Consider the following 24,695-nt stretch of genomic DNA (forward strand, 5'->3'; position numbering starts at 1 on the left):
GCGGCTCAGCGCCGGGCCGCGCGTTCCTGCGGCCAGCGGCCCCGGCGCTGGCGGGCGGACCACGCGTAGCGGGCGTCCCCGTCGAGACAGTCGAGATGGTCCGACAGGCGGTTGCGTTCAAGCCAGCCGAGCGCCGCTTCCAGCTCGGGCAGGGTCATGGTCGCCCGGCCCTTGCCGAGCACGCGCTTGAGCACGGCGTTGTAGCGGTGCGCAAGGTTGCCGCCGCGCGGCACCCGTAGGGACATCTCGTCCTCCACCGCCTGGGCCGCCACCGCGGCGCCGAGGCGCTGACGCAGGGTCCGCTCGGTGACGGACGGCAATTCGGGCGCCGGCGCCCCCGGCGCGGGCTCGGCGAGGCGTGGGCGCAGCAGGGCGTAGCGCAGGCCGATCGCGTTGCTCTCCAGGGGCGTGATCCCGGCGGGCTCGTCGTCGTCGCGCCACCGTGTCCGCTCGGGCACGACCGCGCTGACCGGCCGCTCCCGCCGGGGCCGGATGCTGCTGCCCTGCTCGGTCTCCAGCTCCAGGCGGAACCGGGCGAAGAGCGGATCGTCGGGGTGGAAGACCAGCGCCTGCTGGGCGTCGTAGGCGCCGGCATGGGGATCGACCCGGGTGGCCCGGGCCAGCATCTGCTCCAGCCAGGGGCGCGAGCGGATATGCGTGAGGGCCGCCACGACGGCGACCTCGGGTGCGTCGAGCCCCTCGTAGGCCATCGCCACGGTCACGAGGATCGCCGGCTCCGGCGTCAGGCGGAAGGCGGCCAGCGCCGCGTGGGCGTCGCCCTGGCCGGAGGTGGCGAGGCGGACATCGCGCATCCCCTGCCCCGCCGGCATCCAGCCCCGGAGGGTTTCGAGGTAGGTGCGGGCGCTGGCCTGATCCGGCGCCACCACGAGGAGCTTGCCGAGCCCCCGCACCGCCGCGCCGGGCGGCAGGCACCGCTCGCCCCGGCGGCGGGCGCGCAGGCGCTTCGTGGCGTGGAACGCCTCGCTCAGAAGATCCCGGGCGAAGCCGGTGCGGAGCGCCGTGAACAGGGCCGGCCGGGTGGTGACGCGGACGGAGCCGGCGCCCAGCCGGTGCGGCCCGACCCGGGGGCTGTCCCCGGCGATCCGGCCGCCTTCGAGCCAGCTCGCCTCGCCGTCGATGGCCCCGAAGGTGACCGGCAGCACCGCCCGCTCGGCCAGCGCCTGCGCCCGGGAATAGCCGATCACCGCCAGCCCCGGGGCGTCGAGATCGAGTTCGGGCCCGCGCCCCGGCGCCGCGGGGTGGTAGGGCAGGCCCAGGATGCGCTTGCCGTCCGCCCGCTCCAGCGTCCCGGACAGGTAGAGGCGAAACGCGGCCGCCTCCATCACGGGAAGCATCGCCCGGGACCACGCCCCGGCCTCCGCGTCCTCGGCATGGGTCTCGTCCGCCCCTGGCCGGCCGGGCGCCGGCAGATGATGGACCTCGTCGATCACCAGCACGGTGCGATGCGCTCGCGCTTCGGCAAGATGCAGCGCCGGGGCGGCGGCGACCGCCTGATAGGTGGTGATGTAGCCGGAAAGCCCCCGGGCGGGATCGCGCTCGTTGTCGGCGGCGCGCACGCTCAGCGCATGCCCGAAGGCCGCCCGCCAGAGCGGATCGGCAAACGCCTCCTCGGCCTGCAGGCGCAGGGAATCCCGCGGTACCACCCAGACCACGCGCTCGACCAGACCCGCCGCGATCAGCTGGTGCGCGGCGATCACCGGCAGCAGCGACTTGCCGCCGCCGGGCGTCACCGCCGCCAGGATGTCGCGGACGTGGCCCGCCTGCCCGCTCGCCATGGCCGCCACAAGGGCCATCAGCGTGCGCTGGTGCGACCGCAGCGACGGGGCAGGACGGGTCAATGGCCGGCGAAGCAGGGCGACATCCCCGTACCGTGGCCGATCGCGATTCCTTTGTGAATCCCTTCCGTCGCGGAACGTTCGCGTTTTCTTCCGAGCGGAGGTCGCTTCTCCGTGCGCGCAGGGCGGCTCCGCACAGCCGGTGCCGCCTCGGCGCACGAGACACGTTGACACCCGGCCTACCCCTCACCATAAGGGCGCCGCGGGCCAAAAAGCCCGCCTTGGGGGAATGTCCCGAGCGGCAAAGGGGGCGGACTGTAAATCCGCTGCGTAAGCTTCGTAGGTTCGAGTCCTACTTCCCCCACCAAGTTCTGCCCCACCAGGTCGATCCCGATCCCGTCAGCCCTGTTTCGCCAGCGCCGCCTCGATGCGCGCGGCGGCGGCGGCGGAAAAGCCCTTCCCTTCGAGCCCCTGCCCCGCGGCCGCCTGGCCCGTGAGGCTGCGGCGCTTGCCCGTCGGCAGGTGCGCCTTGCGGAGCGCGTGCGCGTCCCGGTGGCTGGCATGGGTGATCGCGATGGCCAGCGCGTCGGCGGCGTCGGCCACGCGAAACTCGGCCTTCGGCAGCAGGAAGCGCACCATCGCCTGGATCTGCACCTTCTCGGCGTGGCCGGAGCCCGCCACGGTCTTCTTGATCAGGTTGGCGGCGTATTCGAACACCGGCAGGCCGGCGAGCGCCGGCACCACCAGCGCCATGGCCCGGGCGTGGCCGAGCTTGAGCGTCGCCTGCGCGTCCTTGTTGACGAAGGTCTCCTCGACGGAGACCTCGTCGGGCTGCTGGCTCTCGACGATGCGCCCCACCCCCTCGAACAGCTCGCGCAGGCGCAGGGCCAGCGGCAGGTCGCCGTCCGAGGTGACGACGCCGCACGCGCCGTAGGTGAGCTTGCTCCCCTGCGCGGTAATGAGGCCCCAGCCGGTGCGGCGGAGCCCGGGATCGATGCCGAGGATGCGGACGGGGCTGGTCATGATGCTCCACAGGCCGACGAACAGCTCGACGAACGGCCCGAGGCTGCCGTACGTATCGTGAACGCTTGGTTTCACCAAACTCCGTCGCCTGCGAGGACGATCATGAGCCCGGACGCCCCGATCAGCCGCTTCCCGGTGCCGCAGCTCTCCGAGATGCCGGAGGATCTGCGCGCCCGGATCGCCCTGGTGCAGGAGAAGGCGGGCTTCGTGCCCAACGTCTTCCTGGCGCTGGCGCATCGCCCGGAGGAGTTCCGCGCCTTCCTGGCCTATCACGACGCGCTGATGGACCGGCCCGGCGGCCTGACCAAGGCCGAGCGCGAGATGATCGTGGTGGCGACCAGCGCGGCCAACGACTGCCTCTACTGCGTCGTCGCCCACGGGGCGATCCTGCGGGTGCGGGCCAAGGATCCGCGGATCGCCGATCAGATCGCGGTCAACTACGGCAAGGCCGACATCACCCCGCGCCAGCGCGCCATGCTGGATTTTGCGGTCACGGTGGCGACCCGCGCCCAGGCCGTGGGGGCGGAGGATCACGCGACGCTGGCCGCGCACGGGTTCAGCCCGGACGACATCTGGGACATCGCGTCGATCACCGCCCTCTTCGCCCTGTCGAACCGGATCGCCAGCGTGGCGGAGCTGCGGCCGAACGACGAATTCTACGCGATGGGGCGCTGAGTCAGGCCCGGCGGCCCAGCAGGATGATCGCCGTGCCGACGAGGCAGACCGCGCCGCCCGCGAGGTCCCAGCGGTCCGGCCGCTGGCCCTCGGCGAGCCACAGCCAGAGGAGCGAGGCGGCGATGTAGACCCCGCCATAGGCCGCGAAGGCCCGCCCCGCCGCCGGACTGTCCACCAGGGTCAGCAGGAACGCGAACAGCGCGAGCGAGGCCAAGCCCGGCAGCACCCACAGGGCGGAGCGCCCGAGCCGGAGCCAGGACCAGAACGCGAAGCATCCGGCGATCTCCGCGAGGGCGGCGCCGGCATAGGCGAGGAGCGTCATGGACGAAGCTTGGCACGGAGCGTCGCGCGCGGCGAGCTTGGGGCGTGAATGGCGGCCCGCGTTAAATCTCCGGCAAGGCCGATCCGATCGATTGGCACCATGAGCGCGCCCACGACCACCGACGATCTCCTGCTGTTCCCCGGCGATGCGCGCCTGCGCGCCGTGGTCCTCGCTTGGCTCGACGGGCTGGCGCGCGAGCGGCGGATGGCGCCCAACACCGTCGAGGCCTATGGCCGCGACCTGCGCCAGTTCCTCCAGCACCTCGCGGGGCGGCTCGGCACGCCGACCCTCCCGATGCTGGTCGCCCTGAAGGTGCGCGACATCCGCGCCTTCATGGCGGCGCGGCGTGCCGACGAGGTCTCCGGGCGCTCGCTGATGCGCATGCTGGCAGGTCTGCGCTCCTTCGCGCGCTTCCTCGAACGCGAGGGCCACGGCACCGTCTCGGCGCTCGGCGGCGTGCGCTCGCCAAAGGTCCCGCGGCGGCTGCCCCGTCCCCTGCCGGTCTCCGCCGCGGTGGCGCTCACCGATACCGGGATCCGCGCCGGCGAGGAGCGGGAGCCATGGGTGCTCGCCCGGGATGCCGCCGTGCTGGCGCTGCTCTACGGCGCCGGCCTGCGCATCTCGGAGGCCCTGGGCCTCACCCGCCGCGATGCCCCGCTGCCGGGCATCGATCAGGTCACGGTGCTCGGCAAGGGCGGCAAGCAGCGCATGGTGCCGATCCTGCCGGTGGTGGCCCAGGCGGTCGCCGACTATGTCGCCGCCTGCCCGCTGCCGCTGCCGCCGGAGGGCCCCCTGTTCGTCGGCGCCCGCGGCGGCCCGCTTTCGCCCCGAATTATCCAGTACACGGTCGCCCGAGCCCGGGGTGCCCTCGGCCTGCCGGAGAGCGCCACACCCCACGCCCTGCGCCACTCCTTCGCCACGCATCTCCTCGCCCGCCAGGGCGAGCTGCGCGCGATCCAGGAACTTCTGGGCCACGCCTCCCTGTCGACCACGCAGCTCTACACGCAGGTCGATGCCGCCAGGCTGATGAGCGCCTACGCGGCCGCCCATCCGCGGGCTGGACGCTAATCTAGATGGCTCATTCTGCACATTCGGCGGCTATTTGTCGCCAAAACGCTAAGCTCATAGGCTGTATCGAGTGAACAGCAGTTTTCTTTAATGGCTTCGTCACCATCCGTGCCCATTCTGGCTGACTTGGGAATGGGTCGGCGCGGACGGTCGTCATGGAGCTTGAGAAGGCGCAGACGCCCACACGGGTCGTGATCGCCGATTGTGACGCGGGCCGCCGGGCGGTCCTCAGCGATGTCGTCCAGCGCTTCGATCCCCGGGCTGTGATCCACGAGGCGACCTCCGGTCAGGCCCTGTGCGACCTGCTGCTCCGGCATCGACCGACCCTCGCCTTCGTCGGCGTCCAGCTCGAGGATCTGAGCGGGCCCGAGGCGGTCGCGGTGGCGCGACGGGCGGGGGCCGAGCCGCCCTGCCTCGTCCTCGTGGCCAACCGTGTTCTGGCCCAGTGGCAGGAGATCGCCACGAGCCTCGGCGCCTACGAAGTTCTGAAGACGCCGCTCGATCCGAATCACATCGAGCAACTGCTTCACGCCAACGCCCGCCGCCGGGCCCCGACGCGGGCCTTGCTGGCCTGTTCCTCCCCGGCCGGGCGCTCGGCGATCAGCCGCGTGGTGGCCCGCAGCGGCTTCATGATCGAACTCGACGAGACCGATGACGGCCGCCATGCCCTCAAGCAGTTGAAGTTCGCGGCCTACGATTTCGCCTTCATCGACGTGAAGCTCGGCGGCATCGACGGGCTCGAACTCGCCTGCCAGATCCAACCCCTGGGCCTGGCCACCCGCATCACGCTCCTGACCACCGCCGAGCTGGAGCCGGTCGCCCAGGCCGGCCGCTATTTCGGCGTCGACGCGGTGCTGCGGATGCCGTTCTATGCCCGCGACATCGACCTCGCCCTGCACAATGCGCTGGGCCTGCGCCGACCGTACCTGCTGAACGCCCTGACGGCTCCGCCCGCGCCGAGCGCGCTGCTGCGGATCGTCGATCTGCCGAATCCCCGGCGCAAGATCGCCTGATCCCGCGCCGGGCTTTCGCCGTCAGACGTGGATCGCGCGCTTGTTCACCGCCAGCGCCGCTTCCTTGACCGCCTCGGTGAGCGTCGGGTGCGCGTGGCAGGTGCGGGCGATGTCCTCCGACGAGGCGCCGAACTCCATCGCCACCGCCACCTCGGCGATCAGGTTGCCGGCATCCGCGCCAACGATGTGGACGCCAAGGACCCGGTCGGTCTTCGCATCGGCCAGCACCTTCACGAACCCGTCCGTGGTGCCGTTGGCCTTGGCGCGGCCATTCGCCGTGAAGGGAAACTTGCCCGCGTTGTAGGCGATGCCGTCCTTGGTCAGCTCCTCCTCGGTCTTGCCCACCGAGGCGACCTCCGGGAAGGTGTAGACCACGTTCGGGATCACGCCGTAATTCACGTGGCCCGACTGGCCGGCCAGCATCTCGGCGATCGCCACGCCCTCGTCCTCCGCCTTGTGGGCGAGCATCGGGCCGGCGATCACGTCGCCGATGGCGTAGATCCCGGTGACGTTGGTGGCATAGTGGGCATCCGTGAGGATCCGCCCCTTGTCGTCCCGCTGGACGCCGACCGTGTCGAGGCCCAGGCCTTCCGTGTAGGGGGTCCGGCCGATGCAGACGAGCACCACGTCGGCCGCCAGCGTCTCCGCGGCGCCGCCCGCGGCCGGCTCGACGGTGACGCTCGCCCCGCCCTTCTTGCCGACCTCCACGCCCGTCACCTTGGTCGACAGCTTGAAGGCGATGCCCTGCTTGGTCAGGATCCGCTGGAACTGCTTGCCGACCTCGCCGTCCATCCCGGGCAGCACCCGGTCGAGATACTCGACCACCGTCACCTCGGAGCCGAGCCGGCGCCAGACCGAGCCGAGTTCCAGCCCGATCACCCCCGCGCCGATCACCAGAAGCTTCTTCGGTACCCGATCGAGCTCCAGGGCGCCGGTCGAGGAGACCACGACCTTCTCGTCGATGGTCACGCCCGGCAGCCGCGCCACGTCCGAGCCCGTGGCGATGACGATGCTCTTGGTCTCCAGCATCTGGTTGCCGCCATCCTCGGCGATCACCTCGACACGGCCCGCCCCGGCGATCCGGCCGGTGCCGTGGAAGGTCTCGACCTTGTTCTTCTTCAGCAGGAACTCGACGCCCTTGGTGTTGCCGGCGACACCCTCGGCCTTGAAGCCCATCATCTTCTTGAGATCGAGCTTCACGCCGCTGACTTCGATGCCGAGATCGGCGAAGTGCTTGTTGGCCTCCTCGAAGGCCTCCGAGGCGTGGAGCAGCGCCTTCGACGGGATGCAGCCTACGTTGAGGCAGGTGCCGCCGTGGGTCGCGCGCTTCTCGACCACGGCGGTCCGCAGGCCGAGCTGCGCCGCGCGGATCGCGCAGACATAGCCGCCGGGGCCGGTGCCGATGACGACGAGGTCGTAGGACATGTGCGTTCGCTTCCGCTCGGTCGTGCCGCGTGAGGACGGGCAGGGAAAGTCAGGTCGGGATCAGCGGCCGCCGCCGATATCGAGGATGGCGCCCGTGGTGTAGGAGGCTTCCTCCGAGAGGAGCCACACGATCGGCGCGGCGACCTCCTCGGCGGTGCCGGCCCGGCCCATCGGGAGGCCGGGGCCGAGGCGTTCCACCCGGTCGGGCTCGCCGCCGCTGGCGTGGATCTCGGTGGCGATGATGCCGGGGGCGACCGCGTTCACGCGGATCCTCTCCCCCGCGACCTCGCGGGCGAGGCCGATGGTCAAGGAGTCGATGGCACCCTTCGAGGCGGCATAGTCCACGAACTGGCCGGGGCCGCCGAGACGCGCCGCCACCGAGGACAGGTTCACGATCGCGCCCCCGTCCCCGCCGCGCTTGGTCGACATCCGCCGCACCGCCTCGCGCGCGCACAGGAAGCTGCCGACCACGTTGGTGGTCATCATCCGCTGGAGCCGGGTCAGGCTCATATCGGCCACGTCCGACTTCACGTCGACCACGCCGGCATTGTTGACGAGCGCCGCGAGGCGGCCGAGGCCGTCGGCGGCCTGGAACAGGGCGAGCACGTCGGCCTCGCTGCCGACATCGCCCTTCACGGCGAGCGCTCGGCCGCCCTTGGCGGTGATCGCGTCGATCACGGCCTGTGCCGCGGCGGCATCCGACACGTAGCTCAGGCAGACGGCGTAGCCGCGTTCGGCCAGCAGCAGCGACACCGCCCGCCCGATGCCGCGGCTGCCGCCGGTGACGATGGCGACGCGGGATTCTTTCATCGGTTCACTCATGCGGCTGCAATGCGTCGCGTCTCGAACCGGCTCGCCAAATCCTCGACGATCTGGGTCTCGATCCGGATCCGCGTCGCGTCGGGACAGAAATCGATTTCCTCGCCCTCGACATCGAGGTTCCAGCCGTGCTCACCGATCGCAACCGTCCGGAAATACGCTTCGTCCTTCAGCGGCGCGAAGACGGGTCCGTCGGCGATCAGATCCGACAAATTGAGAATGCCGCCGAGACCGTCATCGAACGTGATGCGGAGCGTCGGGTAGTCCAGAGCCTCCACGGCGGCGATCCGATGTGGTGTCACGCGATCATCCCTCCGCTGTAGCGTCCGGCTCGGATCTCTCGCCAGATGTAGGCGACTTCTTCGCGGTTGGCAGCCAGCCACGTCTGGATCGTCTTGCGTTTCGCGCGGCAGCGTCCCGCTGAGGACTTCTCCGGTGGCGATCGAAAGCTTGGCTTCTTGGCCGGCGAACAGCGCGGGCAGATGATCGTTGAGGAATATCACGATCCGAACGCCCTCGACGATCGCGATGGTCGGCATCGATCAGCCCTCTTCCGATCGATGCCGCGATCGCGGCTGCGCCCTTACAGATCCAGCACGAGCCGTGCCGGATCCTCCAGCGCCTCCTTCACCCGCACCAGGAAGGTCACGGCCTCCTTACCGTCGACGATGCGATGGTCGTACGACAAGGCGAGGTACATCATCGGCCGCGCCTCGATCTTGCCGGCGCGGACCACCGGGCGCTCCTCGATGCGGTGCATGCCGAGGATGCCCGATTGCGGCGCGTTGAGAATCGGGGTCGACATCAGCGAGCCGTAGATGCCGCCGTTGGTGATCGTGAAGGTGCCGCCCTGCATGTCCTCGATGGAGAGCTTGCCGTCCCGGGCCTTCTTGCCGAAGCCCGCGATCGTCTTCTCGATCCCGGCGATCGACAGGTCGTCGGCATCGCGCACCACCGGCACGACGAGGCCCTTATCGGTCCCGACCGCGATGCCGATGTGGTAGTAGTTCTTGTAGACGAGGTCCTGCCCGTCGATCTCGGCGTTGACCGCCGGCACGTCCTTGAGGGCGCCGATTACCGCCTTGGTGAAGAAGCCCATGAAGCCGAGCTTCGTGCCGTGCTTCTTCTCGAAGATGTCCTTGTACTGGCTGCGCATCGCCATCACGGCCGACATGTCGACGTCGTTGAACGTCGTCAGCATCGCCGCGGTGTCCTGCGCGTCCTTGAGGCGGCGCGCGATGGTCTGGCGCAGCTTCGTCATGCGCACGCGCTCCTCGCGCGACGCGTCGTCCGGCGCCGAGGGCGCGCGCGGCAGGGTCGGGCGGGCCTCCTTGGCGGGGGCGGCGGCCGGACCCTTGGCGATGGCGCCCAGCATGTCGCCCTTGGTGACGCGGCCGTCCTTGCCGGAACCATTCACGCTCGATGGGTCGACACCCGACTCGCGGGCGAGCTTGGCGACCGCGGGACCGTTGTCGCCGGTCGGGCGCTGCTGAGCCGCCGGGGCCGCCGGGGCCGCCGCATCGCCGTGGTTGCCGTAGCCGGCTGACGATTCCTGGGCCGGCGCCTCGCTCTTTGCGGGCGGAGCGGCCTTCGGGGCCTCGCTCCGGCTCTCGGCCTTGGTCTCGGCGACCGCCTTCGGTGCCGCCTTCTTGGCCGGCGCGGCGCCCGCGCCGGCCTCGACGATCGAGCCGAGCAGCGCCCCCGGCTCCACGGTCTCGCCATCCTTGACCAGGATCTCGCCGAGCTGGCCGGCAGCCGGGGCGTTGACCTCCAGCGTGACCTTGTCGGTCTCGAGCTCGACGATCGGCTCGTCGGCCGCGACCGGGTCGCCGGGCTTCTTGAACCAGCGGCCGATGGTGGCCTCGCTGACGGATTCGCCGAGCGTGGGGACGAGGATGTCGGTAGCCATAGGTCTCGCACTTCCGGATCGGTTGGGCCGTGCCGGACGGCCTGGAATTCAGAGGCGGCGGCCCGAGCGGGTCGCCGCCACGTTCTGAAGAAGAATCAGACGGCCAGGGCCTCGTTGAGGAAGGCCTGGAGCTGTGCCTGGTGCTTCGACATCTGACCCACCGCGGTCGAGGCCGAGGCCGGGCGGCCGACATAGCGGGGGCGCTTCACCGCGGAGCCGGCCTGGCCGAGCACCCATTCGAGGTAGGGCTCGACGAAGGACCACGCGCCCATGTTCTTGGGCTCCTCCTGGCACCAGATCACGTCGGCGTTGCGGAAGCGGGCCATCTCGGTGGCGAGCGCCTTCAGCGGGAACGGGTAGAGCTGCTCGACGCGCATCAGGTAGATGTCGTTGAGGCCGCGCTTCTCCCGCTCCTCCAGCAGGTCGTAGTAGACCTTGCCGGAGGACAGCACGACGCGGCGGATCTTGTCGTCGCGCACCAGCTTGTTCTGCGCGCCCTCCTCTTCGGCATCGTCCCAGAGGACGCGGTGGAAGGTCGAGCCCTCGGCAAACGCGTCGAGGTTGGACACGGCGCGCTTGTGGCGCAGCAGCGACTTCGGTGTCATCAGCACGAGCGGCTTGCGGAAGTCGCGCTTGAGCTGCCGGCGCAGGATGTGGAAGTAGTTCGCCGGCGTCGTGACGTTGGCGACCTGCATGTTGTCCTCGGCGCAGGCCTGGAGATAGCGCTCCAGGCGGGCGGAGGAGTGTTCAGGGCCCTGCCCTTCGTAGCCGTGCGGCAGCAGAAGCACGAGGCCGGACATGCGCAGCCACTTGCGCTCGCCGGAGGCGATGAACTGGTCGATCACCACCTGGGCGCCGTTGGCGAAGTCGCCGAACTGCGCCTCCCACAGAACGAGGGCGTTCGGCTCGGCCAGCGAGTAGCCGTACTCGAAGCCGAGCACCGCCTCCTCGGACAGCATCGAGTTGATGATCTCGATCGAGGCCTGCCCCTCGCGGATCGCGTTGAGCGGCGTGAAGCGCTGCTCGTTCTCCTGATCGATCACCACCGCGTGACGCTGCGAGAAGGTGCCGCGCTCGACATCCTGGCCGGACAGGCGGACCCGGTTGCCGTCGAGCAGCGTCGCCCCGAAGGCCAGCGCCTCGGCGGTCGCCCAGTCGATGCCGGCCCCCGTCTCAACCGCCTTGGCGCGGTTGTCCATGAAGCGCTGGATCGTCCGGTGCAAGTGGAAGCCCGGGGGCACCTGGGTGATCTTGCGGGCGATCTCCTGCAGGGTCTCGGTCGGCACGGCGGTGCGGCCGCGGCGCGGATCGTCCACATCCTCGTGCACGGCCTTCACGCCGGACCAGCGGCCGTCCAGCCAATCGGCCTTGTTCGCCTTGTAGCTGTTGGCGACGTCGAGCTCGCTGTCGAGCATCCCGCGGAACTCGGCCTTGCGGGTGTCGAGCGCCTCCTGGGTGACGGAGCCGTTCTCGACGAGCTTGCGGCCGTAATTCTCCAGCACCGAGGGGTGCTTGCGGATCCGCTGGTACATCTTCGGCTGGGTGAAGGCCGGCTCGTCGCCCTCGTTGTGGCCGAAGCGGCGGTAGCACAGCATGTCGATCACGACCGGCTTGCCGAATTTCTGGCGGTACTCCACCGCGACCTTGGCGGCGAAGGTGACGGCCTCCGGATCGTCGCCGTTGCAGTGGAAGATCGGCGCCTCGACCATCTTGGCCACGTCGGACGGATAGGGCGAGGAGCGCGAGAAGCGCGGATCGGTGGTGAATCCGATCTGGTTGTTGATGATGAAGTGGACCGATCCGCCGGTGCGGTGGCCCTTCAGGCCCGACAGGCCGAAGCACTCGGCCACCACGCCCTGCCCCGCGAAGGCGGCGTCGCCGTGGATCAGCAGCGGCAGCACCGTGCGGCGCTCGATATTGGGCTTGGCCCACTGGTCCTGCTTGGCGCGGACCTTGCCGAGCACCACCGGATCGACGATCTCCAGGTGCGACGGGTTGGCGGTCAGCGACAGGTGGACGTTGTTGCCGTCGAAGGCGCGGTCGGAGGATGCGCCCAGGTGGTACTTCACGTCGCCCGAGCCCTCGACCTCGGCCGGGGAGGCCGAGCCGCCCTTGAACTCGTGGAACACCGCCCGGAAGGGCTTGGCCATCACGGTGGTGAGCACGTTGAGCCGGCCGCGATGGGCCATGCCGAGCACGATCTCGCGCACGCCGAGCGCGCCGCCGCGCTTGATGATCTGCTCCAGCGCCGGGATCATCGACTCGCTGCCGTCGAGGCCGAAGCGCTTGGTGCCGGTGTACTTGAGGTCCAGGAACTTCTCGAAGCCCTCCGCCTCGATCAGCTTGTTGAGGATGGCTCTACGGCCCTCGGGCGTGAAGGAAATCTCCTTGTCCTTGCCCTCGATGCGCTCCTGGATCCACGCCTTCTCGGCGGGATCGGAGATGTGCATGAACTCGACGCCGAGCGTCTGGCAGTAGGTCCGCTCCAGGATGTCGACGATCTCGCGGATCGTGCCGAACTGGAGGCCGAGCACGTTGTCGAGGAAGATCGGCCGGTCCCAGTCGGTCTCCTCGGTGAAGCCGTAATGCTGCGGGTGCAGCTCCTCGTGGTCGCCGCGGGGCGCGAGCCCGAGGGGGTCGAGCTTGGCGTGCAGGTGGCCGCGCATCCGGTACGAGCGGATCAGCATGATCGCCCGGACCGAGTCCTTGGCCGCCTGCTCCACCGAGACGCCGGTGGTGGCGGAGACGCTGTCCTGCGGCTTGCCGGGCCGCGCCTCCTTGGCGTCGCGGGCGACGATCCGGTCGCCGACGGCCTTCTCCAGGGCGCCCCAGTTGCCGTCCAGCGCCGAGACCAGCTCGCCGTTCAGCGGCACCGGCCAGTTCGGCTTCTCCCAGGAGGCGCCGGCGGCGTTCTTCTCGACGAGCGTCTCGTCCTCGCCCAGCGCCTTGAAGAAGTTCTGCCACTCCGGATCCACCGAGGCCGGGTTGCGGGCGTAGGCCGCCTGCAATTCCTCAATGTAGGCGGCGTTGGCGCCGTAGAGGAACGAGGTTTCGAGGAGCGCTTCGTTCACGTCCTGGCGTGCCATGGTGCGTCCATCCTGTCGCGCGGGCAGGAGCCCTGCCCTTCAGGCTCTCCGTCAGCGCGGCGGATCACCCTTACATCGAGACGGGGCGGGTGACCCGCCCCGCTGAATCATTTCATATGGGCGTCGCGGCCCTGCGATGGCCGCAACGCAGGGCCGCGGGGCCTCAGCCCTTCAGCACCTCGACGAGCGTCGAGCCGAGCCGGGCCGGCGACGGCGACACGCGGATGCCCGCGGCCTCCATGGCGGCGATCTTGTCCTCGGCGCCGCCCTTGCCGCCCGAGATGATCGCGCCGGCATGGCCCATGCGGCGGCCCGGGGGTGCCGTGCGCCCGGCGATGAAGCCGACCATCGGCTTCTTCCGCCCGCGCTTGGCCTCGTCCTTCAGGAACTGCGCGGCCTCCTCCTCGGCCGAGCCGCCGATCTCGCCGATCATCACGATCGACTCGGTCTTCGGATCGGCCAGGAACAGCTCCAGCACGTCGATGAATTCGGTGCCCTTCACCGGGTCGCCGCCGATGCCGACCGCCGTGGTCTGGCCGAGGCCGGCGTTCGAGGTCTGGAACACCGCCTCGTAGGTCAGCGTACCCGAGCGCGAGACGATGCCGACCGAGCCCTGCCGGAAGATGTTGGCCGGCATGATGCCGATCTTCGACTCGCCCGCGGTCACGATGCCGGGGCAGTTCGGGCCGACGAGGCGCGACTTCGAACCGTTGAGCGCCCGCTTGACCCGCACCATGTCGAGCACCGGAATGCCCTCCGTGATGCAGACGATCAGCGGCACCTCGGCCGCGATCGCCTCGCAGATCGCGTCGGCGGCGCCGGGCGGCGGCACGTAGACCACCGAGGCCTCGGCGCCCGTGGCCTCGCGGGCCTCGGCCACCGTGTCGAACACCGGCAGTCCGAGATGGGTCGCGCCCCCCTTACCGGGCGAGGTGCCGCCGACCATCTTGGTGCCGTAGGCGATGGCCTGCTCGGAATGGAAGGTCCCGTTCTTGCCGGTGAAACCCTGGCAGATGACCTTGGTGTTGGCGTCGATCATCACCGACATGATCAGGCTCCCTTCACGGCGGCGACGATCTTCTGGGCGGCGTCGTCGAGGTCGTCCGCCGGGATCACGTTGAGGCCGGAATTCCGGATGATCGCCTTGCCCTCCTCGACGTTGGTGCCTTCGAGGCGCACCACCAGCGGCACCTGCAGGCCCACCGCCTTCACGGCCGCGATCACGCCGTTGGCGATCACGTCGCACTTCATGATCCCGCCGAAGATGTTGACGAGGATGCCCTTCACGTTCGGGTCGGCGGTGATGATCTTGAACGCCGCCGTGACCTTTTCTTCAGACGCGCCGCCGCCGACATCCAGAAAGTTCGCCGGCTCCTCGCCGTAGAGCTTGATGATGTCGAGCGTCGCCATGGCGAGGCCGGCGCCGTTGACCATGCAGCCGATCGTGCCGTCGAGGGCGATGTAGGCGAGGTCGTACTTCGACGCCTCGATCTCCTTGGCGTCCTCCTCGGTCTCGTCGCGCAGCGCGACGATGTCCGGGTGCCGGTAGAGGGCGTTCGAATCGAAGGCCATCTTGGCGTCGAGGCACTTGAGGTGCCCGTCCGCGGTCAGCACCAGCGGGTTGATCTCCAGGAGACTCATGTCCTTGGCGACGAACGCCGCGTAGAGTTTCTCCGTGACCGCGGCGGCTTCCTTGGCCTGGGCGCCGGTGAGCCCGAGGGCCTTAGCGACGGCGCGACCGTGATGCGGCATCACGCCGGTGGCCGGATCGACCGCGATCGTGTGGATCTTCTCCGGCGTGTCGTGGGCGACCGCCTCGATGTCCATGCCGCCCTCGGTCGAGACCACGAAGGCGACGCCGCCGGTGGCGCGGTCGACCAGCATCGAGAGGTAGAATTCCTCCGCGATCTGGGCGCCTTCCTCGATGTAGAGCCGATTGACCTGCTTGCCGGCCGGGCCGGTCTGGATCGTCACCAGCGTCTGGCCGAGCATCTCGCCGGCATAGTGCTTCACCTCGTCGATCGACTTGGTGACGCGCACGCCGCCCTTGGCGCCCTCGGGCGCGCCCTTGAAGGTTCCCTTGCCGCGGCCACCCGCATGGATCTGGCTCTTCACCACCCAGACGGGGCCGCCGAGTTCCTTGGCGGCAGCCTCGGCCTCCGACGGGTTGAAGATGGCCACGCCGCGGGAGACGGGCAGGCCGAACTCCTTCAGCACGGTCTTGGCCTGGTATTCGTGAATATTCATCGGGACCTCGTGGGGGAGGAGCGAATAGGGAATAGCGAGTAGCGAATAGTTCGAGTGGAGCGAGCGGACCAGCGAGGCCCTATTCGCTACTCGCTATTCGCTCTGAACTACGCCAGCGAGGCGTCGACGCCCTTGCAGGCCTCGATCAGGCCCGTCACCGAGGCGACCGACTTGTCGAACATCGCCTTCTCGGCGGCGTCGAAGGTCACCTCCAGCACGCGCTCCACGCCGTTCGCGCCGATCACGATCGGCACACCGATGAACATGCCGGACACGCCGTACTGGCCGTCGAGATAGGCGGCGCAGGGCAGGACGCGCTTCTTGTCGCGCAGGTAGCTCTCGGCCATCGCGATGGCGGAGGCGGCGGGCGCGTAGAAGGCCGAGCCGGTCTTGAGCAGGTTGACGATCTCGCCGCCGCCCTTGCGGGTGCGGTCGACCATGGCGTCGAGCTTCTCCTGGGTAGTCCAGCCGAGCTTGACGAGGTCGGTCAGCGGCACGCCCGCGACCGTGGAGTAGCGGGTCAGCGGCACCATGTCGTCGCCGTGGCCGCCGAGAACGAAGGCCGTGACGTCCTCCACCGAGACCTTGAACTCCTCCGCCAGGAAGTGGCGGAAGCGGGCCGAGTCGAGCACGCCGGCCATGCCGACGATCTTGTTGGTCGGCAATCCGGAAAACTTCTGCAGCGCCCACACCATCGCGTCGAGCGGGTTGGTGATGCAGATCACGAAGGCGTCCGGCGCGTAGGTCTTGATGCCCTCGCCCACCGCCTGCATCACCTTCAGGTTGATGCCGATCAGGTCGTCGCGGCTCATGCCGGGCTTGCGCGGCACGCCGGCGGTGACGATCACCACGTCGGCGCCCTTGATGGCGGCGTAGTCGCTGGCGCCCGCGTAGGTCGCGTCAAAACCCTCAACCGGGGCGGCCTCGGCGATGTCGAGCGCCTTGCCCTGCGGCACGCCGTCGACGATGTCGAACAGCACCACGTCGCCGAGATCCTTCAGGCCGGCCAGGAGGGCCAGGGTGCCGCCGATCTGGCCGGCGCCGATGAGCGCGATCTTGTTGCGAGCCATGTCGGATCCGTCTCCCTTGCGTGTCGACTTCGAGGATGCGTCGGGCGGTGCTCGGGGCCACGTCCGCCCGCAGGTGCGGTCGGATTCGCGGCCCTCAAATCTGCGCGGCTGTGTGGCCGAAAAGCACCGTCGCTTCAACCCGATGCAGCGTGTGCAGGACCCTCGTCCTTTAGGCTGGGTGCGCCGGACGGGCGGCGTGCCGTGTTAGGAAACGTCAACGTCGCGAAGGTTTTAGGTGCACTGCACCCAGGCTTGGATATCCCGCACAGCTTGGATGACAGATATGGAAAGCTGTCATTTCGAGCCTCCTCCGCTGCGTCGCCCGCCCGGAAACGCGAAAGGCCCGGACGCAAGGTCCGGGCCTTCACAGACGCATCGATGGGGCGGGTGTTCAGAGAACGCCGGAGCGCAGAACCCGCTGGATCGCGTGGATCACGGCGCCGAAGCGGGCCTCGATCAGGTCGCGCGGCACCTCGGCATCGTGCTGGATCGCCAGCGGATGCGTGAAACGATAGCTCGCGTCGAAGATGTAGGCGATCGCCCGCTCCCGGTCCCGGGCCGAGAAGATCCCGGAGGTGATCCCCTCCTCAACCACCCGCTCCACGAGGCTGCGCAAGCGGACGCGGTGCCGCCGGGCGATCGGCCGGGCCGCCACCGTCGCGTCGAGATGCACCGCGAACAGGTTCGGCTCGTCGACCAGCGCGTCGCGCTGCACGGTGGCCAGCGCGGTGAGCAGACGCTCGATCTTGTCGTCGGCCGGGTCGGGCGCGTCGGCGATCCCGGCGAGCCGGGCCTCGACCTCGCGCAGCCAGCGCCCCGCCACTGCATCGAGGAGTGCGTCCTTCGACGGGAAGTAGCGGTAGACGTTGGCGTGGGTCATGCCCGCCTCGGCGGCGACGGCCACGACCGTCACGCGTTTGGGTCCGAGCCGAGAGAGATGCTCCGTGGCGATGCCGAGCAGCCGCACATCGGCGGCCACGGGCGTGCGGGGCCGTAACCCGCCAGACGCATCGCCGCCATCCCGGAGCGTACCGGAATCAGCGACCTCGGCGACGGAGAGCTTGGCTTTGGCGCTGAGCGCCTCCTCCTTGGACCCGTCGGATTCTGGCTTGAGGAAAGGCAGCGGAAGGCGGGAAGTGGACAGGTGGTAGGGCGAGACGGACCCCCATCATACCGGCTGAAGCGTCCCGGCGCTTCGCGTTGACGTTGCGGCTTCCCCCCGGGAGCCCGGTTACCTGAGCGGATTAAGACCGCTTAAACACTTCTATGTGTCAGTTCGCGTTGAGAAGGCAACAAATTTTTCTCGTTATCACCTGCGTCAGAAGCGGTTCTTCCACGCCCTAAGAGCGACGAAGACGATTTCTGCATCGCTCTCTGGTGGCAGATCCACCGATTTGGCCAGGGCCGGCACTGTGCAGCGCAGGAACGGGTTGGTGGCGCGCTCCGCGCCCATGGTCGAGGGCACGAGGAAGCGGCCTTCCGCTTTCGCGGCTTCGGCCTCGGCGAAGCGGGCCTTGAGCGCTGCGTTGTCCGGCTCGGCCGCCAGGGCGAAGCGGGCGTTGGCGAGTACGTAGTCGTGGCCGCTGAAGACCTGCGTGGACTCGGGCAGGTCGTCGAAGCGCCGCAGCGACCGGTAGAGGGTCTCGGGCGGGCTCTCCATCACCCGGCCACAGCCGAGGGTGAAGAGCGTGTCGCCGGCGCAGACGAGGCCGGCCTTCGAAAACCAGTAGGTCACGTGGTCGGCGCAGTGGCCCGGCGTCTCCCAGACCTGGGCTGCGAGGTCGCCGACCCGCACCGTGTCGCCCTCCCGGACGGCGAGATCCACCTGCGGAACCGCGTCGCCGGCTTTGGCGGGGGCGACGACACGGGCGCCGGTGGCCCGCTTCACTTCCGGGATGCCCTCGACGTGATCGCCGTGCCTGTGGGTGACGAGGATGTCGGTGAGCCGCCAGCCGGTCTCGTCGAGGGCCTTCAGCACGGGGCCGGCCTCCGGCACGTCGATCGCCGCGCAGGCCCCGGTGGCGGGGTCGCGGATCAGGACGCCGATATTGTCGCTGCGGCACAGGAAGGTGCGGATCTCGGGCTCGGCGGCCATCGGGGGGATCTCCTCAGGGCACAGACGCTGTCGCCGTGAACAGGCGGTTCGGCGGCCGGGTTCCGTCACGCTTGCCCCGGGCGGCTCGGGTCACCATTGAGTACGGCAACCGTTCCCGAGTCGGTAGCCTCCTTCTCCATGCGTCTCGACGTCAACGGCTTGCGGGCCTTCTATGCCAGCCCCCTGGGCCGCACGACGCATCGCGTGGTCGGCCGCTCGATCCACGCGTTTCTCGGCTCGGTCTCGGGGCTGCGCGTGCTCGGGATCGGGTACGCGATGCCGTATCTCGGTCCGGTCCACTGCATCGCCGAGCGCACCATCGCGTTCATGCCGACGAGCCAAGGGGTGGTGAACTGGCCGCCGAGCGGCCGGTCCTGCACGGCTTTGGCCGATCCCACCATGATGCCGCTGCCCGAATCCGCGGTCGACCGCATCATCCTGATCCACGCCCTCGAGGCCGTGGAGAGCCCCTCGGAGCTGCTGCAGGAGGTGTGGCGGACCCTCACCCCCGGTGGGCGGATGATCCTCGTGGTGCCGAATCGGCGGGGGGTCTGGGCGCGGCGGGAGGCGACGCCCTTCGGCCACGGCCAGCCCTACAGCCGCTCGCAGCTCGGGCGCCTGATGCGCGACACGCTGTTCTCGCCGGTGAACTGGGCGGAGACGCTCTACATGCCGCCGGTGCGCTCGCGCCTGATGCTGCGCACCGGGCCGGCCTGGGAATGGACCGGCACCAGCCTGTCCCTGCCCTTCGCGGGCCTGCACGTGGTCGACGCGACGAAGCAGCTCTACCGGCCGGTGACGGTGCGGCAGGTGTGGCGCGCCCGCCGCCTCGCCCCGGCCCGGGTGCTCGTGCCGGCCCCCGCCCCGGGCTGAGCGGCCGCCGCCGATCGACCCGATCCCGGGGACGAGACCGGGTTTCCAAGGAGCTGTGCCCTTTGGTGGGTCGTCAGGGCAAGGCCCTGACAGGCTTGCAGGGTTCCACCCTGCACCCGCAAAAGGTCTCGACCTTTCGAAACCGGTTCCCATGACCCTCGATTTCGCCGTCCAACAGTTCCTGCTCGCCCTTTCGGGCCTGATCGCGATCGTCAACCCGATCGGCGGCGCCTTCATCTTCGCCCAGGTTACGGTCGCCTACAGCCATGCCGAGCGGGTGCTGCTGTCGCGCCGGATCGGCGTCTACGCGGCGCTGGTGATGCTGGGCGCCCTCTGGGCCGGGACACCGATCCTCAACTTCTTCGGCGTCACCCTGGCGGCCCTGCGCATCGCGGGCGGGCTGGTGGTGATGGCGTCGGCCTGGACCCAGCTCAACCGGCCGGAGGCGCGCGAGGCGCGCAAGCAGGCCGAGGCCTCCGGTTCGACCGGCCGGGGCGCCGTGGTCCCCTCCGAGCCCGTGCCCGCAGCCCTCTCGGAGATCGCCTTCTTCCCGCTGACCCTGCCGTTCACCACCGGACCGGGCACGATCGCGGTAGCAATCACCCTGGGGGCGAACCGACCGACGGCCTATGCCGAGCGGACTGGGTTCTACCTCGGCGTCACGCTGTCGGCGCTCGCGGTCGCCGTCGCGGTCACCCTGCTCTACGCCTCGGCCGACCGGGTGGTGGCGCTCATCGGCCAGGCCCGCGCCCGGGTGGTCGGGCGCCTGTTCGCGTTCCTGCTGCTCTGCGTCGGCACGCAGATCCTGATCAACGGCCTCACGGACGTCATCGCGCCGCTGCTGGCGGCGCGATGACGTCGGGCTGGACCGTCCTCAGATGATCGGCATCTCGCTCAGGCCCCCGAACAGGGCGGCGTGGCCCACGTAGTAGAGGAACAGGAAGGCCGCGAGCGCCGCCCCGTACCAAGCCGGCGCCAGGAGCGCCTGGCGTGCCCGGACCGGAACCCGGACGTTGTCGGCGGCGATCGCCAGCAGCACCACGATGATCCCGGAATGGCCGATCGCGTCCACCTTGCCGAACTCGAACACCGCCGAGACGAAGATCGCCGCCAGGATGATCGCCGCGCAGCGCCGGACCAGGGGCGTCCAGATCAGGGCGAAGGCGAGGGTGAACTCGATCACGCCGGCGGCCTGCATGAACAGCTCGGGGGTGGCGCCCATGGTCATCTGCGGCTTGGCGGCGAGCAGCGGCGCCGACCATTCCGGATAGGCCCACTTCTCGATCGAGGCCCACATCAGCGTGATCGCGGCGGACCAGCGAACGATGTCGAGGGGACGGATGTCGAAGGGCTTCAGGTCGAGGCCCCGCGCGATCAGGTAGACGGCGATGCCCAGGAAGATCGGATAGTCGGCGAGATGGAACAGCCCGTACTGCGCGGTCGCGTAGCTGAACAGGAAGACGAGGCCCAGGCCCGTGATCGGCATCGTGCGGCGCCAGATCAGGCAACCGGCCAGGGCGAGCTGGAGCCACGGGATCCAGGCCACATCGGTCTTCAGCTCGGGCGTCAGGATGATGCCGCCGAGATCGTACAAGGAGACCAGGAAGAAGCCCAGCGTGGCGCGGACCAGCAACTCGCTGTCGGTGCGGATCCGCGTGGTCACGCGGTCGAGGGCGTTGAGCAGCGCGGTGCCCAGGGGCGTGCCCTCGGCCAGGCACCCGAATGTCAGGCAGAGCAGCGCGAGGCCGGTGAGCCACTCGAAGTTGAGGCAGAGCACCTGCTCGAGGCCCTGCGGCTGCCCGGCCACGTCGTAGGCGCAGAACCATTTGACATGAGCATCGGCGGCGCTCGTCCCCGCGAGGATCAGGGGGGCGGTCAGGCCGAGGGTGCTGGTGACCGAAACCAGCTTCCTGTTGGGTATTGGCATTGAGCCCTCGTCGCAGCGCAACGACACCGTGGTTACCGAACTACTTAGCTATATCCGGCGCATTTTAGCCAAGGGTTTGTTAACGAACATGAGCGGAAGGTTAACGCTGTGGATTGTGCTTAGGTAGCTTCAGATCTCGTTCTGGCTGCAGCGCGCCCGCGCGACGGCGTGAACCCTCTCGTGCCTCGCTGTCGGTCGATGGAAGACTTGGCTGGTGGTCCGTTCCGCTGCTGGATAGGCAGTCTTCGGCGTCTCTGAGCCGTCCAGGGCACGTCCCGCCTGAGCGTTCCGCCACATCTCGCAGATCCGGTCGCCGTCCCGACGCCGCTGATTGTGGCATCGGACCGATTCAATGCGGAATATCAGGTTCAAATTGACTGTTATTCAGGCTCAATAATAATTCATATTGACGTACAAATGCAATATAAGCAGCATTTTATCATTAGTTATTGCGTCAATAATGGAGTTTGAAACCTAAAATATGGCGCGATTGATTCGTTAATGTTTAGGCTGTAGCGGGAAGAGGCCTGCGGAGACCGCAAGGCTTAGGATTGTAGCTTGTGCGCGTGCGCGCGTCGTCTTGGCTGATCTTGGCCCTGGAGGTGATGCCGGTGAGGCTGTCCGCCGGAGGCAGGCGCCGCGTGACGGGGTGCATGCGATGGGGAGGGACGCCATTCCGAGGCCCGACATACCTGTCGACCCCCAGCGGCTACGCGACCCTCCGAACCGCGGCGCAGGATCACCAGCGCTCGGCCGCCCACGGCCCCGGCCGTATCGCCAGGGTCGGCCATCGTCCGTCCACGCATGGCCGGCGCCTCCGCGATGACCGGAACGGCCCCTGACGGTGGTCCGGCCCCGGGCGCACCGCATCAATCCTGACATCCCCGCGGGACGGTTCCCGGGCGCCTCGGCGCGCGGCGGTCGCCCGGTCCATCAGCAAGGAGAGACTTCATGAGCGACGAGACGCAGACCAAGGTTCCGGCCTGGTACAGCCCGGACGAGATCCAGGGAATTCAGCGGGACCTGCTCGGTCCGGCGGCGAAGATCCTCGTCCTGTGCCTCGGCGGCAAGGGCGGCGTCGGCAAGACCACCATCGCGCTTCAGGTCGCCGACCTCTGCGCCGAGGTCGGTCCCGTGCTGGCGATCGATACCGATCCGGCCAACCGGCATTTCCATACGGCGTTGATGCAGGAGACGAATCCCGGCAGCGACAAGTTCGTCCCGCGCCGGACCGGCATCACCTGTTTCCGCCAGCGCCTGCGCGCGGAGGACAGCACCGGCCGCGTCGACCCGACCCTGTGCCAGGACATGATCGAGCACGTGATCGAGGCCGCCGAGCGCTTCGTGGTGGTGGATTTCCCGGCCGGCGACACCGAGACCACCCGTCGCTGCGCCGAGATCATCGTGGAGAGCTGCCGGGAATCGAACATCCGCCTCTGCGTGGTCGTGGCGGCCGGCGCCGTCGATCCGACCGCCCTCGATGTCCTGCGCGAACTCAAGCCGATGCTGATCGAGTGCGACCGGGCGATCCTGGCGAAGAACACCGCCCAGGCGACCAACTTCGACTATCTTGAATTCGCCGACCTCGTGCAGGGGCTGCGCAAGCTGCCGAATGTTCGCGTGATCGAGATCGAGAAGATCGGCGAGCGCCTGATCGAGGCCCTGCGCGTTCAGAACATGACCTGGCAGACCCTGGCCAACACGGCGCCGATGCGACTGCGCGTCGAGGGCCGCCGCCTCCGGCGCAACTTCCACAACGCTTGGCGGGATGCGCTCCGGCCGTGACCAACCTCGAGCGGTTCTACCGGTCGGTCCACGGCCGCGATCTTCAGCCCTGGGAGCGTCAGCTCGCGGTGCGGATCGCGGCCGCCCTGAACACGACGACGGACGACGACTTCGTCGTCCACCTGCTCCTCGTGTACATGTCGACCAACGCCATCACCAACATGTACAACGAGCTGGTGGCCGCCCGGAACACGCTCGCCGACGACAACCGCGACCTGATCCAGGCCTTCACGAAGGACCTGCGCCGCAACAGGCTGATGACCTACGGGCTGATCGGCGCTGTGGCGCTCGCCCTTCTGTCGGGGGCCTGGACGCTGACGACGGTGCTCGGCCTCTCCAACGGCGCCGCCGCGACCGAAGCCCGCCTCGCCGCCGCGCTGGAAGCCTGCGAGCAGCGCAGTTCGGGACGCCCGCCGCGCGGCTCCGATTCCGGCCGCTGATCCGCCCGCGTCAGGGCGCCGGCGGCCGGGCCGAGAACGAGGCGGTCATCAGATCGCGCTCCGCGCGGGCCGACAGCGTCGCCAGGAAGGCCAGGAGATCGCTCCGCTCCCCGGCGGTCAGATGGAGCGGCTTGATCAGCCGGGAGCGGCTCGGGCGGTCGATTCCGCCGCGGTCGTAGAGATCGATCACGGCTTCGAGGTTCGGCACCGACCCGTCGTGCATGTATGGGCCGCGCTCGCCGACCTCCCGCAGGGTCGGCGTCTTGAAGGCGTAGCGCAGCGCGACCGAGGTCGGCTTGAAGCGGCCGCGTCCGATGTCGGTCCCCGAGCCGACCCCGATATCGTGGAACGAGTTGTCGGTGAACGACCAGCCGGAATGGCAGTTGGCGCAGCCCGCCCGCCCGTTGAACAGGTCGAAGCCGCGCTTCGCCGGCTCGGTGATCGCGTCCTCCTCGCCGGCGATCCAGCGGTCGAAGGGTGCCGGCTCGACCACGATCAGGCGCTCGAACGTGGCGAGGGCCGCCTCCAGCCGTTCGCGGGTGACGGCGGGATCGGCGAAGGCCTCCCTGAAGGCCGCGACGTAGTCCGGGTCCGCGGAGAGCCGGGACAAGGCCGCGTCCATCGGCAGGTTCATGTTGCTCGGCGCCGTGATCGGCATCGCGGAGACCGATTCGAGCGTCGGGAACTTGCCGTCCCAGCCGAGCGGGCCGTCCTGCCACGCAACGTTGAGGACCGTGGGTGTGCGCAGGTCCATGTCGCCCTGCTGGCGCGTCGCCGCGCGGGCGCGGCCGTCCGCCCAGGCGAGGTCCGGGACGTGGCAGGTCGCGCAGGACCGGGTCCGGTCGCCCGACAGGATCGGATCGAAGAACAGGCGCCGGCCGAGTTCGGCCTTGGCGGCCGTGTACGGATTGCCGGCCGGGAACGGAATCTCGGCGGGCGGCCGATAGGCATCGCGCCAGCCGGCGCGACGCGGATCGGGACCGCTGCCGACCCCCACGCCCACCCCGACGAACCCGAGAATCGCCGCGACCGCGGCGCCGACCTTCCACGCCATCATCAACCTCACGGGGTGTATTTATACCCCTATTCGTTGATGACCGATGAATCTCCCTATGAATATTT

General features: G+C 69.2%; 22 protein-coding genes and 1 tRNA gene. 8 read left to right on the top strand and 15 right to left on the bottom strand.

Annotated features, from left to right (window positions below):
- Positions 1-5: 5 nt before the first annotated feature.
- Positions 6-1,859 carry a DEAD/DEAH box helicase gene (locus tag MKK75_RS08385; protein WP_279593701.1) on the bottom strand — a complete coding sequence of 618 codons (1,854 nt, stop codon included), beginning with the start codon at positions 1,857-1,859 and terminating at the stop codon, positions 6-8.
- Between the two features lie 220 nt (positions 1,860-2,079).
- Here MKK75_RS08385 and MKK75_RS08390 point away from each other — a divergent pair.
- Positions 2,080-2,163, top strand: a tRNA-Tyr gene (locus tag MKK75_RS08390).
- Positions 2,164-2,195: 32 nt separating this feature from the next.
- Here MKK75_RS08390 and ruvC read toward each other — a convergent pair.
- A complete protein-coding gene (gene ruvC, locus MKK75_RS08395) occupies positions 2,196-2,819 on the bottom strand; it encodes a crossover junction endodeoxyribonuclease RuvC (RefSeq protein ID WP_244042166.1) in 624 nt (207 codons plus the stop codon).
- Between the two features lie 102 nt (positions 2,820-2,921).
- Here ruvC and MKK75_RS08400 point away from each other — a divergent pair, with 102 nt between their 5' ends.
- A complete protein-coding gene (locus tag MKK75_RS08400) occupies positions 2,922-3,494 on the top strand; it encodes a peroxidase-related enzyme (protein WP_244042133.1) in 573 nt (190 codons plus the stop codon).
- Position 3,495: 1 nt separating this feature from the next.
- On the opposite strand, the gene MKK75_RS08405 is transcribed toward MKK75_RS08400, so the two are convergent.
- Complete coding sequence (locus MKK75_RS08405; protein WP_244042134.1) at positions 3,496-3,816, bottom strand: YnfA family protein; 321 nt, start codon at positions 3,814-3,816, stop codon at positions 3,496-3,498.
- A gap of 99 nt (positions 3,817-3,915) precedes the next feature.
- On the opposite strand from MKK75_RS08405, the gene MKK75_RS08410 reads away from it, so the two are divergent.
- Together MKK75_RS08410 and MKK75_RS08415 are read left to right on the top strand one after the other, a co-directional pair.
- Entirely contained in the window at positions 3,916-4,884 is a 969-nt protein-coding gene (locus tag MKK75_RS08410) for a tyrosine recombinase XerC (protein ID WP_244042135.1), read from the top strand.
- Between the two features lie 155 nt (positions 4,885-5,039).
- A complete protein-coding gene (locus MKK75_RS08415) occupies positions 5,040-5,897 on the top strand; it encodes a response regulator (protein WP_244042136.1) in 858 nt (285 codons plus the stop codon).
- 21 nt (positions 5,898-5,918) lie between these two features.
- Here the strand turns inward: MKK75_RS08415 and lpdA are convergent, their stop codons facing one another.
- From lpdA to gloB, 10 genes are all read right to left on the bottom strand, one after another.
- On the bottom strand, positions 5,919-7,322 hold the full coding sequence (gene lpdA / locus MKK75_RS08420; RefSeq protein WP_244042137.1) for a dihydrolipoyl dehydrogenase: 1,404 nt from the start codon (positions 7,320-7,322) through the stop codon (positions 5,919-5,921).
- Between the two features lie 60 nt (positions 7,323-7,382).
- Positions 7,383-8,132, bottom strand: a complete 750-nt coding sequence (locus tag MKK75_RS08425) for an SDR family oxidoreductase (RefSeq protein WP_244042138.1) — start codon at positions 8,130-8,132, stop codon at positions 7,383-7,385.
- An 8-nt stretch (positions 8,133-8,140) separates the two neighbouring features.
- A complete protein-coding gene (locus MKK75_RS08430) occupies positions 8,141-8,680 on the bottom strand; it encodes a DUF2442 domain-containing protein (protein ID WP_244042139.1) in 540 nt (179 codons plus the stop codon).
- 44 nt (positions 8,681-8,724) lie between these two features.
- Entirely contained in the window at positions 8,725-10,050 is a 1,326-nt protein-coding gene (gene odhB, locus MKK75_RS08435; protein WP_244042140.1) for a 2-oxoglutarate dehydrogenase complex dihydrolipoyllysine-residue succinyltransferase, read from the bottom strand.
- Positions 10,051-10,145: 95 nt separating this feature from the next.
- Positions 10,146-13,136: a 2-oxoglutarate dehydrogenase E1 component gene (locus MKK75_RS08440; RefSeq protein WP_244042141.1), complete on the bottom strand. Its 2,991-nt coding sequence runs from the start codon at positions 13,134-13,136 to the stop codon at positions 10,146-10,148.
- Positions 13,137-13,299: 163 nt separating this feature from the next.
- Positions 13,300-14,184 (bottom strand): succinate--CoA ligase subunit alpha, encoded by an 885-nt coding sequence (gene sucD / locus MKK75_RS08445; protein ID WP_244042142.1) that lies wholly within the window; start codon positions 14,182-14,184, stop codon positions 13,300-13,302.
- A gap of 2 nt (positions 14,185-14,186) precedes the next feature.
- The gene (gene sucC / locus MKK75_RS08450) at positions 14,187-15,383 is read right to left on the bottom strand and encodes an ADP-forming succinate--CoA ligase subunit beta (protein WP_244042143.1); all 1,197 of its coding nucleotides are present in this window, start codon (positions 15,381-15,383) and stop codon (positions 14,187-14,189) included.
- 107 nt (positions 15,384-15,490) lie between these two features.
- Positions 15,491-16,453, bottom strand: coding sequence for a malate dehydrogenase (gene mdh, locus MKK75_RS08455; protein ID WP_244042144.1), 963 nt, complete (start codon positions 16,451-16,453; stop codon positions 15,491-15,493).
- Between the two features lie 391 nt (positions 16,454-16,844).
- The gene (locus tag MKK75_RS08460; protein WP_244042145.1) at positions 16,845-17,432 is read right to left on the bottom strand and encodes a TetR family transcriptional regulator; all 588 of its coding nucleotides are present in this window, start codon (positions 17,430-17,432) and stop codon (positions 16,845-16,847) included.
- A gap of 339 nt (positions 17,433-17,771) precedes the next feature.
- On the bottom strand, positions 17,772-18,548 hold the full coding sequence (gene gloB, locus MKK75_RS08465) for a hydroxyacylglutathione hydrolase (protein ID WP_244042146.1): 777 nt from the start codon (positions 18,546-18,548) through the stop codon (positions 17,772-17,774).
- A 138-nt stretch (positions 18,549-18,686) separates the two neighbouring features.
- Between gloB and MKK75_RS08470 the strand changes: the two genes are divergently transcribed.
- Entirely contained in the window at positions 18,687-19,421 is a 735-nt protein-coding gene (locus tag MKK75_RS08470; protein ID WP_244042147.1) for a methyltransferase domain-containing protein, read from the top strand.
- A gap of 151 nt (positions 19,422-19,572) precedes the next feature.
- Positions 19,573-20,277, top strand: a complete 705-nt coding sequence (locus tag MKK75_RS08475) for a MarC family protein (protein ID WP_244042148.1) — start codon at positions 19,573-19,575, stop codon at positions 20,275-20,277.
- A gap of 18 nt (positions 20,278-20,295) precedes the next feature.
- Here MKK75_RS08475 and MKK75_RS08480 read toward each other — a convergent pair whose 3' ends face one another.
- On the bottom strand, positions 20,296-21,348 hold the full coding sequence (locus MKK75_RS08480; RefSeq protein ID WP_244042149.1) for a hypothetical protein: 1,053 nt from the start codon (positions 21,346-21,348) through the stop codon (positions 20,296-20,298).
- Positions 21,349-22,299: 951 nt separating this feature from the next.
- Between MKK75_RS08480 and MKK75_RS08485 the strand changes: the two genes are divergently transcribed.
- Together MKK75_RS08485 and MKK75_RS08490 are read left to right on the top strand one after the other, a co-directional pair.
- The gene (locus MKK75_RS08485) at positions 22,300-23,133 is read left to right on the top strand and encodes an ArsA-related P-loop ATPase (protein WP_244042150.1); all 834 of its coding nucleotides are present in this window, start codon (positions 22,300-22,302) and stop codon (positions 23,131-23,133) included.
- Positions 23,130-23,573 (top strand): hypothetical protein, encoded by a 444-nt coding sequence (locus MKK75_RS08490; protein WP_244042151.1) that lies wholly within the window; start codon positions 23,130-23,132, stop codon positions 23,571-23,573. Before MKK75_RS08485 ends, MKK75_RS08490 begins: the two co-directional genes overlap by 4 nt.
- 10 nt (positions 23,574-23,583) lie before the next feature.
- Here MKK75_RS08490 and MKK75_RS08495 read toward each other — a convergent pair whose 3' ends face one another.
- Positions 23,584-24,627, bottom strand: coding sequence for a cytochrome-c peroxidase (locus MKK75_RS08495; RefSeq protein ID WP_244042167.1), 1,044 nt, complete (start codon positions 24,625-24,627; stop codon positions 23,584-23,586).
- Positions 24,628-24,695 lie beyond the last annotated feature (68 nt).

Source organism: Methylobacterium sp. J-030 (genome assembly GCF_022829545.1).
In the GTDB taxonomy this organism is placed as follows: Bacteria; Pseudomonadota; Alphaproteobacteria; order Rhizobiales; family Beijerinckiaceae; genus Methylobacterium.